General features: G+C 65.5%; 8 protein-coding genes. 3 read left to right on the top strand and 5 right to left on the bottom strand.

What is annotated here, in order from left to right; all coding sequences use genetic code 11:
* Positions 1 to 92: 92 nt before the first annotated feature.
* Positions 93 to 767, top strand: coding sequence for a response regulator transcription factor (locus tag DXH78_RS02915; protein ID WP_245416714.1), 675 nt, complete (start codon positions 93 to 95; stop codon positions 765 to 767).
* A gap of 46 nt (positions 768 to 813) precedes the next feature.
* On the opposite strand, the gene DXH78_RS02910 is transcribed toward DXH78_RS02915, so the two are convergent.
* A complete protein-coding gene (locus DXH78_RS02910) occupies positions 814 to 4,371 on the bottom strand; it encodes a hybrid sensor histidine kinase/response regulator (RefSeq protein WP_115515649.1) in 3,558 nt (1,185 codons plus the stop codon).
* Between the two features lie 192 nt (positions 4,372 to 4,563).
* Between DXH78_RS02910 and DXH78_RS02905 the strand changes: the two genes are divergently transcribed.
* On the top strand, positions 4,564 to 6,684 hold the full coding sequence (locus DXH78_RS02905; protein ID WP_115515648.1) for a DUF294 nucleotidyltransferase-like domain-containing protein: 2,121 nt from the start codon (positions 4,564 to 4,566) through the stop codon (positions 6,682 to 6,684).
* A 104-nt stretch (positions 6,685 to 6,788) separates the two neighbouring features.
* Positions 6,789 to 7,868, top strand: coding sequence for an AbrB family transcriptional regulator (locus DXH78_RS02900; RefSeq protein WP_115515647.1), 1,080 nt, complete (start codon positions 6,789 to 6,791; stop codon positions 7,866 to 7,868).
* A gap of 38 nt (positions 7,869 to 7,906) precedes the next feature.
* On the opposite strand, the gene hemA is transcribed toward DXH78_RS02900, so the two are convergent.
* From hemA to DXH78_RS02880, 4 genes are all read right to left on the bottom strand, one after another.
* On the bottom strand, positions 7,907 to 9,136 hold the full coding sequence (gene hemA, locus DXH78_RS02895) for a 5-aminolevulinate synthase (protein ID WP_115515646.1): 1,230 nt from the start codon (positions 9,134 to 9,136) through the stop codon (positions 7,907 to 7,909).
* A gap of 129 nt (positions 9,137 to 9,265) precedes the next feature.
* The gene (locus DXH78_RS02890) at positions 9,266 to 9,841 is read right to left on the bottom strand and encodes an NUDIX hydrolase (protein ID WP_115515645.1); all 576 of its coding nucleotides are present in this window, start codon (positions 9,839 to 9,841) and stop codon (positions 9,266 to 9,268) included.
* Positions 9,842 to 9,954: 113 nt separating this feature from the next.
* The gene (locus DXH78_RS02885; RefSeq protein ID WP_210209500.1) at positions 9,955 to 11,226 is read right to left on the bottom strand and encodes a class I SAM-dependent methyltransferase; all 1,272 of its coding nucleotides are present in this window, start codon (positions 11,224 to 11,226) and stop codon (positions 9,955 to 9,957) included.
* A 135-nt stretch (positions 11,227 to 11,361) separates the two neighbouring features.
* Positions 11,362 to 12,345: an NAD-dependent epimerase/dehydratase family protein gene (locus tag DXH78_RS02880; RefSeq protein ID WP_115515643.1), complete on the bottom strand. Its 984-nt coding sequence runs from the start codon at positions 12,343 to 12,345 to the stop codon at positions 11,362 to 11,364.

The raw sequence follows: 12,345 nt of genomic DNA, 5'->3' as shown, positions 1-12,345 counted from the left end.
CGGCGCTTAAACAGGGAAAAAGGGGCGGACGATTTCAGGCCTTCGGCCGCGGTCACGGGCCGTTGCCGTATTTGCGAGAGAAAGAGCGGACTGTGGAAAAAACCGAGACCTACAGGCTGGTCATTGCCGATGACCATCCGCTGTTTCGCGGCGCATTGCGCGAGGCGGTATCCGGGCTGCTCAATCCGGCGGACATCCAGGAAGCCGGCTCTTTCGATGAAGTGGTGGCGTTGCTCGATCGCGGCGACACCGATCTGGTGCTGCTCGATCTCAACATGCCCGGCGCGCGCGGCTTTTCCGGGCTGATGTATATCCGCGCCGAATATCCGGTGGTGCCGGTGATCGTGGTGTCGGCCAATGACGATCCGGCGGCGATCCGCCGCTGCATGGAGTTCGGCGCTTCCGGCTTCATCCCGAAGACCTTGCCGGTCGAGGACATTCGCACCGCGATCTCCGACATTCTCAAGGGCGGTGTGTGGACGCCGGGCGATGTCGATCTGTCCGCCGGTTCGGACGCCGAGACGGCGGCGCTGATGGCGCGCATGGCGACGCTGACGCCGCAGCAGGTTCGCGTGCTGATGATGTTGTCCGAAGGTCTGCTCAACAAACAGATCGCCTTCCAGCTCGGCGTGTCGGAGGCGACCGTGAAGGCGCATGTCTCGGCGATTCTGCAGAAGCTCGGTGTCGAAAGCCGGACCCAGGCCGTGATCGCCGCTGCCAAGATCGAAGCCGGCCACTTCCCTCACGGCGCGGGCGTCGAGGGGTAATTTTTCTGATCCCCCCCTAAGACGGGGAGGGATCAGCAAGAAAGAATCATTCCGCCGCCGCGACGCGCAGCATGCGCCATTGCGCGAGCAAGGCGCGCAAGGCCGCCGGTTTCACCGGCTTGTTCAGCAATTGAATGTCTTCGGCGCGGGCGCGGTCGCGCACCGCGGGCGTGCGGTCGGCGGTGATCAGGATCGCCGGCAGCGGCCCGAGTCTCTCGCGCAGCGCGATGATCGCATCGATGCCGTTGCCCTGGTCGAGATGATAATCGACCAGCAGCCCGTTCGGCGGCGTTGTGTTGGTGCCGAGGGCTTGCAGCGCCGTTTCCAGATCGCCGGCCTTGATCACTTCGCAGCCCCAGCCGCGCAGCAGAACACCCATGCCGTCGAGCACCGCCGGCTCGTTGTCGATGCAGATCGCGGTGGTGCCGGCGAGCTGGCTTGGATCGACGCGGCTTTCGTTGCGCGCCGGCAGCGCCACCGGCGTGGCATTGGAGCGCGGCACCGTGACGGCGAAATGCGAGCCGCCGCGTTTCGTGCCGTCGACATCGACGGCGAGCGACAGCACGCGCGCGATACGCTCGACGATGGACAGGCCGAGGCCGAGACCGCGGGCGATACGCGCGCCATGGTCGAGGCGATGAAACTCGATGAAGATGTCGCGGCGTTTGGACTCGGGAATGCCGACGCCGGTGTCGTAGACGTCGATGCGCAGGTCGCGGCCCATGCGGCGGCAGCCGATCAGCACCTTGCCGGCCGGCGTGTATTTGATGGCGTTGGAGACGAGGTTCTGCACCAGGCGGCGCAGCAGCCGGCGATCCGAGCCGACCACCAGCGAACACGGCACGAATTTGAGCTCGAGCCCCTTGGCGGCGGCCAGCGGCGCGAATTCGAGTTCGATCTGCCGCATGATGTCGTCGATGCGGAACGACGACAGTTCCGGCCGCATGGCGCCGGTATCGAGCCGCGACATGTCGAGCAGCGCGCTGAAGATTTCCTCGACGGCTTCCAGCGAGGCATCGATATTGTCGACGAGCTTGCGGTCGTCGCGGCTGCCGCGCTCGATCAGGCTGGCGACGTAGAGCCGCGCGGCGTTGAGCGGCTGCAGGATGTCGTGGCTCGCCGCGGCCAGGAACTTGGTTTTCGAGATGTTGGCGGCGTCGGCTTCGCCCTTGGCGCGGGCGAGTTCGGCGTTGAGCAGCTCGAGCTCTTCGGTGCGCTCGCGCACGCGGCGCTCCAGCGTCTCGTTGGAGCGCTCCAGCGCCTCGGCGGCCTCGACGCTGGCGGTGATGTCGGTGAAGGTGGTCACGATGCCGCCGTCGGGCATGTGGTTGGCGCGCACCTCGATCACCAGGTCGCCGTTGGCCGAGCGCTCCATGAACACGTCGTTGCCGGAGATGTAGCGCTCGATCTGCGCGCGCACGAGGCCTTCGATGCGGTCCGGCGCGACGTCGCCGCGCTGGGCGTTGAAGCGCAGGATGTCGGGAAGCCCGTTGCCGACGCGGATCAGACTCGGCGGCAGGTCGAGAATTTCGCCGAACTGCCGGTTCCAGCAGATCAGTTTCAGGTCGCGGTCGAACACCGCAATGCCCTGGCGCACATGATCGAGCGCGGTCTGCAGGATTTCGCGGTTGTACTGGATCGCGGCCGAGGCGTCGTCGAGCAGCTTGAGCGCCGCCTTAGTTGACACCGTGCGCTTGCGCAGCAACAGCGACAGCACCAGACGCGACGACGCGCCGCCGATGGCGGAAGCGAGAATGTGCTCGGCATGGCGCACCAGGCGGAAGTCGGCTTCGTCCTTGGCGTCGAGGCTGATGCGGTGCGTATTGGCGAAGACTTCGAACGAGGTGCGGGTGCGCTCCTCGCCGAGATAGCGCGCCACGGTGCCGGTCAGTTCCTCGACCGTCACCGCCGAGCGCCACAGGCGGAAGCTCGGCGCGATCGGCGTCAGGTCCGACGGCACGAAAGTGTTGGCCTGCAGGCGCTCGATCGGCGAGGGCTCGCGCCGCAGCGAGAAGCCGATGTAGCACAGGACATTGACGGCGAGGCTCCACACCACGCCATGCACCAGCGGCGACAGATCGAGGCCGAGGAAATGCTGCGGCCGCAACATGGCGATGCCCCACGGCCCTTCGGTGAGGATGCGCTGGCCGATGACGCCGATGTCGGCGAAGGTCGGCAGCAGCAACGTGTAGCCCCAGATCACGATGCCGGCGACCATGCCGGCGATGGCGCCGCTCGCCGTGGCGCGCCGCCAGAACAGGCCGCCGAAGAAGGCCGGCGCCAGTTGCGCCACCGCGGCGAAGGACAACAGGCCGATCGAGGCGAGCTGCGCGGGCCCGGCGGCACGGTAATAGAAATAGGCGAAGATCAGGATGGCGAAGATCGACAGCCGCCGCACCGTCAGCAGCAGCGAACCGAGATTGTCGCGTCCCGACAGCAGCGTGCTGCGCCGTTGCAGCACCAGCGGCATGATCAGATCGTTCGAGATCATGATCGACAGCGCCACCGACTCCACGATCACCATCGCGGTCGCCGCCGAAAGGCCGCCGACGAAGGCGGCGATGGTCAGGACGTAGGAGCCGGTTTGCAGCGGCAGCGCCAGCACGAACATGTCGCTGTCGACGGTGCTGCCCTTGAAGGTGAGCAATCCGGCAATGGCGATCGGCACCACGAAGATGTTGATCAAAACGAGGTAGAGCGGAAACATCCACGCGGCGCGGCGGATCTCGCCCTCGTTGTTGTTCTCGACGACCGCGACGTGAAACTGGCGCGGCAACAGCAGGATTGCCATGAAAGACAGGAAGGTGGTGGCGATAAAGACGTCGAAGGCCGGTTCTCGCGTCAGCAAGCCGGCGGTCTGCGCGTGTTGTCGCGCGGCCTCGAACAGGGCGTCCGGCCCGTCGAACATCCAGAAGGTGACGAAGATACCGACCGCGAGGAAAGCGAACAGCTTGACGATGGACTCGGTGGCGATCGCCAGCATCAGGCCGTCCTGATGTTCGGTGGCGTCGATATGGCGCGTGCCGAACAGGACCGCGAAGGTCGCCATCGACAGCGCCACGAACAGCGCAATGTCGCCGAGCAGCGGCCGCGACATGTCATCGGCCGGCGTGACGTGGGCGAGGATGGTTTCCAGCGACGCCGACACGGCTTTGAGCTGCAGCGCGATATAGGGAATGGTGCCGACGATGGCGATCAGCGCCACCGTGGCCGCCACCGCCTGGCCCTTGCCGTAACGCGCGGCGATGAAGTCGGCGATCGAGGTGATGTTCTGCGCCTTGGCCAGCCGCACGATGCGCACCAGCAGCGGCGAGAACAGGCCGATCATCAAGACCGGGCCGATATAAATAGTCAGGAATTCATAGCCGGTGCGCGAGGCCGAGCCGACCGAGCCGAAGAAGGTCCAGGACGTGCAGTAGATCGCCAGCGACAGCGGGTAGATCATCAGCCGGGTGCGGCCGGCGGCGCCCAGGCCCGGGGCGCCCGGCGCGGCGGTGCCCAGCACGCGGCTGCGCCCGCGCAAGCGGTCGCCGTAACTCGCGACCAGGAACAGAAGGCCGATATAGCCCAGTGCAACCGCTATAACGACCCAGCCTTGCAGCATCAGGCGCTCCGGACAGGGGCCTAAGCCCCTCGTTGACTGGCTATTTTATCTGCCTTGACCGTAGAAGGGTAGCGGCCGATTCCGGGGCGGTACGCCGGTCTTCCTGCGGCAATCAGACTGATCTGGATCATTTAGCGATGGTTCACGGCCGGTCTACGCTGCGTGTCACCAGAATCGCTTGGGAGGGCGCACATGGCGATAACCGGCAATGCAACGCCGCTGATTGCGCTGAATGCCGTGGTCGTCGACACCGAGACCACCGGGCTCGATCCGGCCAAGGCCCGCATCGTCGAGATCGGGCTGGTGCCGCTCAAGGGCGGCAAGCTCGACGAGCCTGGCGCCCTCCGCGATCTGGTCAATCCCGGCGAGCCGATCCCGCCGGCGACCACGAAAATTCACAACATCGACGACGCCATGGTTGCCGGCGCGCCGGCCTTCGCCGGTGTCTGGCCGAAGCTCGCCGAACGGTTCGGCGATGCGGTGATGATCGGTCACACGCTCGGCTTCGATCTGGCCGTGCTCAAGCGCGAATGCGAACGCGCCGGACTGACATGGCGCGCGCCGCGCACGCTCGACACGCGGCTGCTGGCGCAGGTAGTGGAGCCGCGGCTCGGCGGCTACACGCTCGAACACCTGGCGAGCTGGCTCAACGTCACCGTGACGGACCGGCATTCGGCGGTGGGCGATGCCATCCTCACCGCGCGTATTTTCCTCGCGCTGCTGCCGAAACTGCGCGAAGGCAATATCCGCACGCTGGCGGAAGCGGAGAAGGCTTGCTTCGCACTGACCGAAGTGCTGGACGATCAGCATCGCGCCGGCTGGGAGCAGGCCGTGGCGCAACCGCGCGGCCGCGTGCGCGGCTCGCTCGATCGTATCGACACCTATCCGTACCGGCATCGCGTCGCCGATGTCATGACGCCGGTGGTCAAGACCGTTGCAGCGGCAACGCCCTTGTCGGATGCGCTCGCTGTGATGGTGCGCGACAAGATCTCGTCGCTGCTGATCGCGCCGGATGCGACCGGCGCGCCCTTGCGCGTTGCGGACGCTGCCATCGTCACCGAACGCGACGTCATGCGCGCACTCGGCGAACGAGGCCCCGATGCGCTCAAGGAACCGGTGGTTCATTTCGCCAGCCGCCCGGTGATCGCGCTGCCGCGCGCGGCTTTCGTTTATCGTGCGCTCGGCCGCATGAGCCGCCACAAGCTGCGCCATCTCGTGGTCGAAAACGAGGATGGCGAAGTGTGCGGCATCGTCAGTTCACGCGACCTCCTGAAGTTGCGCGCGCAGGAACTGACCATTCTTGGCGATGCGGTTGATACCGCCGGGGACGTTCACGAGCTTGGCGCCGCCTGGGCGCGGCTGCCGCGCGCGGCAGAAGGACTGCTGGCTGAGGGCGTCGGCGCGCGCGATATCGCCGCCGTGATCTCGCGCGAACTCGGCGCGCTGACGCGGCGTGCCGGCGTGCTCGCCGAGCAGCGCATGCAGGCTGAAGGCAAAGGCGCGCCGCCCTGCCGTTATGCCTTGTGCGTGCTCGGCTCGGCCGGGCGCGGCGAAAGTCTGCTGGCGATGGACCAGGATAATGCCCTCATCTTTGCCGAGGGTGAGCCGGGCGGCACTGAGGATCTCTGGTTCAAGGACTTCGCCACCATCGTCGCCGACATCCTGCATGAAGTCGGCGTGCCCTATTGCACCGGCGGCGTGATGGCGAAGAACGAGTCCTGGCGCGGCTCGCTCGCTACGTGGCGGGCGCGGCTGGCGTCGTGGCTGACACGGTCGTCGCCGGCCGACTTGCTCGCAGTCGATATCTTCTTCGACCTGCTTGCGGTCTATGGCGACGCGCGGCTGGCGAACGAGATCTGGCGCGATGGTTTCGACGCTGCGCAAGGCAACGTCATGTTCGCCAAGCTGCTCGCCGAAGCCGGCGGCGAGGTCACGCCCAGCCTGACATTGCTCGGCGGAATCCGCACCGAGAACGGCCGTATCGATCTGAAACGCGCCGGCCTGTTCGGCGTCGTCACGCTCGCGCGCGTGCTGGCCGTTCGTCATCACCTGGTCGAACGCTCGACGCCGGCGCGGCTCGCGGCCGCCGTTACGCTCGGGCGGAGCGTCGCCGATCTCGAAGCGCTCGATCGCGCGCAGGCGGTTTTCCTCGATCTGATCCTCGCGCAGCAACTGGCTGACATGCATGCCGGTCAACCGCCGGGCAACAAGGTGGAGGTCAAGGCGCTGAACGCTGAGCAGCGCGGCCAACTGAAAGCCGCGCTCGGCGCGGTCCAGCATCTCGGCACGCTGACACAGGATCTGTTGTACTGAAGCGGTTTGACGCCGCCGCCGGACTGGCGCATTGACAGGATGCGCTGCACGTCGCGGCGTGTTCTGGAAGTCTTGCCTTGTCTGCCTCGCCGAAACCCGACCGGATGACGTTGTTCCGCAACATTGCGGAAACGATGATGTTTGCCGCCATCGGCGGCCTGACCTTCGGCCTGCTCGGCATGCCGGCCGGCTATCTGTCCGGTTCGATCATCGTTGTCGCTATTGCCGCGCTCGCCGGGCGGCCGATGCGCGTGCCGACAACGATGATGCGGGTGCTGATCGTTTTGATCGGCATCTCGCTCGGCGCCGTGGTGACGCCCGAAACATTGCGCGGCCTTGCCACCTATCCGCTCAGCGTGGCCGTGCTGCTTGCCGCCACCGTCGCCATCAGTGTCGCCGGCACGGTGTATCTGCGATGGGTCCATGGCTGGGACAAGCTCACGGCCTATCTCGGTTCCGTGCCGGGAGGGATGTCGCAGGTGATGGCGCTGGCGATCGAATACAAGGCCGATGTGCGCGCCATCGCCATCGTGCAGACCGCCCGCATCATCATTCTCGCTGTCGGCCTGCCGGCCTTGTTCGCCGGGCTGGGTCTTGTCGACCGGGTTGCCGCGCCGGCGCGCGCCGCCTTCGATCCGTCGCAGATCGGCGAACTGGCGATTCTGGTGGCGGTGTCGACCGCGGCGGCGGTCATTGCCTTTCGCATCAATTTTCCAGGCGGCCTCTTGTTCGGCGCCATGGTGACGTCGGCGGTGCTGCATGGCACCGACACGCTGCGCGTCGTTATGCCGTGGTGGCTGTCCTATACGGTGATGATCGCTTTCGGCGCGGTGACCGGCTCCCGCTTCGCCAACACGCCGCTGCGCCTGTTGCTGCAATATACCGGGGCGGCGTTCGGCGTTTTCGTGGTCGCCGTGGTGGTGACCGCAGGATTTGCCGGGCTGCTGCTGGGCCTGCTCGATATTCCGGCCGCCGAGGTCATGATCGCTTATGCGCCCGGCGCGGCCGACGCCATGCTGCTGCTGGCGCTCGCGCTCGGCTTCGACCCGGTCTATGTCGGCACGCACCATCTGGTGCGCATTTTCTTCGTGATGGGGGCGATGCCTTTCCTTGTGCGGCTGCGCGCCGGCGGCAGCGACAAGGGCCCGCCCGTCAAGCGGTCGGCCGATTCGAGCGACGATTGATTGTCATCCCTCCCCCTAAGGGGAAAGGAAAAAGAGACTTACTCCGCCGCCAGCGCCTGGCGATTCTTCGGCAGTTGCAGCCGCTCCCAGACATCGACCAGCGCCTCGGCGAGGCGGTCGATCAGGACGTCGTCGTGATAGGGCGACGGCGTAATGCGCAGGCGCTCAAGGCCGCGCGGCACGGTCGGATAGTTGATCGGCTGGATATAGATGCCGTGATCCTCAAGCAGCATGTCGGTCGCGATCTTGACCTTCTCAGGATCGGCGACCAGCACCGGCACGATGTGCGTATCCGACGGCATCACCGGCAGCCCGGCGGCGGTGAGCACCGCCTTGACGCGCGCGGCGCGGTCCTGATGGCGGTCACGCTCCCACTGCGACGTCTTGAGGTGGCGGATCGCCGCGGTTGCGGCGGCGCAGATCGCCGGGGGCAGCGCGGTGGTGAAGATAAAGCCCGGCGCATAGGAGCGCACGGCGTCGATCATGGCGGCGGAGCCGGCAATGTAGCCGCCGAGGCAGCCGAACGCCTTGGCCAGTGTGCCTTCGATAACGTTGATGCGATGCGCGGCCTTGTCGCGCTCGGTGACGCCGCCACCGCGCGGGCCGTACATGCCGACGGCGTGAACCTCGTCGACATAGGTCATCGCGTTATATTTGTCGGCGAGATCGCAGATCGCATGCAGCGGCGCGACGTCGCCGTCCATCGAATAGAGGCTTTCGAACAGGATGATCTTCGGGCGATCAGGATCGGCGGCCTTGAGCAGTTCCTCGAGATGGCCGAGGTCGTTGTGGCGCCAGATGACTTTATCGCAGCCGGATTGACGCACGCCCTCGATCATCGAGTTGTGATTCAGCGCATCCGACAGGATCAGGCAGTTCGGCAGCAGCTTGGCGATGGTCGGTATGCCGGTCTGGTTCGAGACATAGCCCGAGGTGAAAACGAGGGCGGCTTCCTTGCCGTGCAGGTCGGCGAGCTCGCGCTCCAGCTCGACCAGCGGATGGTTGGTGCCGGCAATGTTGCGGGTGCCGCCGGCGCCGGTGCCCATGCGCGCCGCGACGTCGACCATGGCGCCGATGACCTGCGGATGCTGGGCCATGCCGAGATAGTCGTTCGAGCACCAGATCACGACCTCGCGCTTGCCTTCGGGTGCGTGCCAGTAGGCGTGCGGAAAGCGGCCGGCGATGCGTTCGAGATCGGCAAAGACGCGGTAGCGGCGTTCGTGGCGCAACTGATCCAGGGCGGACACGAAGAAGGCGTTGTAATCCATAGAATTTCTACTCTCTCGCCGCGAGCGGTCGGCCCTTTTTAGAGGGCTTCCAGGTAGGTTGTCGAGGCGAGATTCGTCCAATTCCAGTCTGGCGGTATTGACCGAGGTCAAACGTCCGGCTGGTTTCGCTCACGGGCCGGAAAATGACGACAGGTCGAGATAACCCCGCATCCCCGCCAGCATCAGCGCGCCGATGTGCAGTTGCAGCGTGAATTCGCCCGAATAGATCATGGCGCCCAGCTCTCCGGGGCTGACCAGATTGACCTCGATGCCGGCTTCGATCGACTGTCCCGGCGGGCGTATGCCGGTTTCGACGAAAAACGAGTGCACCCTGTTCGACAGCCGTGCGGTGCATGGCGAGAATGTGCCCAGCGCATGCACGGCCTTGGCCGGATAGCCGGTCTCCTCAAGCAATTCGCGCTCGCAGGTTTTGGCCGGGTCTTCGCCCGGTTCGGTCATGCCGGCCGGCAGTTCCCAGGTCTTGCGCTCCAAAGCGGGGCGATATTGCTGGACGATGGGAATGCGGCCGTCGGGCGTCAGCGCAACGATGGCGATGTAATCCTGCTGGCCGACAGCGTGGTACAGTTCGGGCTTGGCGCCGGCGCGAAACTCGACCTCGCGCTCGATCACCTTCATCCAGGGCGAGATGTCGATCTCGCGGCGCGATTTGATCTTGGGATATTCGCCCATGCCGATCTCCGTCATTCCGGGGCGCGTGCGCAGCAAGCGAACCCGGAATCCGGACTGATAGCAAGGCCGGAGCAAAAATCTGGATTCCGGGTTCGCACTGTCAGCGCGCCCCGGAATGACCGGGTGGCCTACAGATACCGCGGCTCGGGCAGCGGCGAGATCAGCTTGCCCTTGTAGCCCTTGGCGCGAAGCTTCGGCGCCAGTTCGTCGGCAATGTGCCAGGAGAAGATGACCGCCGCTTCCGGCTGGTCTTCGAACAGACGGCTTTCATCGACGACCGGGATCGACGTGCCGGGCATGCATTTGCCGATCTTCAGCGAGCCCTGGATTTCGCAGACATAGTCGATGATGCCGTCGTCGAGGCCGACATAGTTGAACAAGGTCGAGGCGCGCGACGGCGCGCTGATGCCGACGACGCGGGCGTTCTGTTCCTTCAGGTCGCGCAGCATCGATAGCAGGCGCAGCTTGGTCAGCAGCACGTCGTGCTTGAACTGCTTGAGGCGTTTCGCCATCGCGTCGCCCTTCGGCTCGGCGGCGAGCATCTTGGCGACGCTGTCCTGGACCGGGCGTTTGCCCTTGCGGCCGGCATAGACACGGATCGAGCCGCCATGGCTCGGGATCGGCCTCGCGTGGAACACTTCGAGCCCGTGCATTTCCAGCAGATACTTGAGGCTGGTCAGCGAATAATAGCGCAGGTGCTCGTGATAGACGGTGTCGTATTGCAGCGTGTCGAGCAGCGGAATGAGATAGTGCGATTCCGAAATGAACACGCCGTCGTCGGCCAGCATTTCGAGAATGCCTTCGACGATCGCATGGACGTCCTCGATATGGGCGAAGCAGTTCGCCGCGGTGATGACTTTGGCCTTGCCGTGCGAGGCGACGACTTCCTGCGCCGCGGCCTTGCCGAAATAGCGCTTGATGGTCGGGATGCCGCGCGAATTGGCGATGTCGCCGACGTCGGTCGGTTCGATGCCGAGGATGCGGTTGCCGGCTTTCTGGAAGTTCGAGATCAGCGTGCCGTCGTTCGAGCCGATATCGACGACGAGGTCCTTGTCGGTGAGCCCGAGCATCGCCGCGCTTTCGCGCTGCAGGTCGGCGAAGTTGTCGCGCAGCAGCTTGGTCGTGCCCGAGGTGTAGGGATATTCCGGCGGGAAGATGATGACCGGATCGACGGCGAGGCCGAGCTGCACCAGGTCGCACTGCCGGCAGTGCAGGAGGTCGGTCGGAAACCACGGCTGCTGCCGCGGCACCTGGCCGATCGGCACCATCTGGTTCACCGGCGGCATGTAGCCGAGCGACAGCACGTAATCGAGCTTCTCGGAGCCGCAGATCTGGCACTGCTCGACCGGAACGCTGGCGCCGGTGCCAGCGCCGCGCGCGATTTTGGTGGGGCCTACCAAGTGAGTCTCCATTGTTTACGACGTCATTCCGGGACGGCCTGCTTAGGCCAGGCCCGGAATCCATACTCCGCAGCGCTGCGGGTTATGGATTCCGGGCTCGCGGCCTTGCGGCCGCGCCCCGGAATGACTGAGAGTTTAATTCTTCGGCGCCAGATCGGCGTTCTTCCAGTACCAGTCCAGCGTCGGCTTGAGGCCCTCGCGGAGCGGCACGGCGGGCTTGTAGCCGAGAGCGCCGAGCTTGGAAATATCTGGGCAGCGCCGCGGCGTGCCGCCTGCCTGCAACTGGCCCGGCACGATCTCGATCTCGCGGCCGGCTTCCGCAGCGACCATGCGCGCGACGTCGGCGATTGACAGCTCTTCCGTGGTGCCGACGTGATAGATGCCGAGATGCTCGCCCTTGTCGCGCATCACCATGACGCCGGCGACGAGGTCGTCGACGTAGCAGAATGAGCGCGTCTCGCTGCCGGTGCCCTGGATCTCGAAGCGGATCTTGCCCTGCGGCTGGGCGTCGGCGAGTTTCTTCAGGCGCAGCGCGAATTGCGGCACGACGTGCTCGAAGCCCATGTCGGGGCCGTAGACATTGTGCGGGCGGAAGATCAGCACGCGCTCGAAATACTTGCGGCCGTAATTGATCGCCATCAGTTCGCTGATCAGCTTGCCGCCGCCGTAGGAATAGCGCGGGTTCAGCACGTCCGGCACCGACAAGGGCGCAGTCTCGTCGGTCGGAATCGTCGGCGGCGTCTGATAGACCTCCGACGACGATGCGAGAATGAGATTGCCGACACTGTGCTTCCGGCATGCGTCGATGACATTGATCATGCCGCGCACGCCGACGTCGAGTACGAGGTCGGGCTGCGAATAGAAGAATTCGGTGCCGTTGACGAAGGCGAGGTGATGCACCTCGTCCATGCCGGCCGTCGCCTTGGCGACGGTGTCGGCGTCGCGGATATCGCCGCCGATGAACTCGATCTCTTCCTCGACGCGGTGCAGGCGGCGCGGCCGGCCGCGCGAATTGTCGTCGAGCACGCGCACCTGCGCGCCGGATTTCACCAGCGCCTTGACCAGACCCGAGCCGATGAAGCCCGAACCGCCGGTGACCAGAACCTTGCGCGCGCTCAT

It is taken from the genome of Undibacter mobilis (assembly GCF_003367195.1).
Lineage (GTDB): Bacteria > Pseudomonadota > Alphaproteobacteria > Rhizobiales > Xanthobacteraceae > Pseudolabrys > Pseudolabrys mobilis.
The sequence above is the reverse complement of the archived record's forward strand: the minus strand, read 5'-3'. Positions and strand labels throughout refer to the sequence as shown.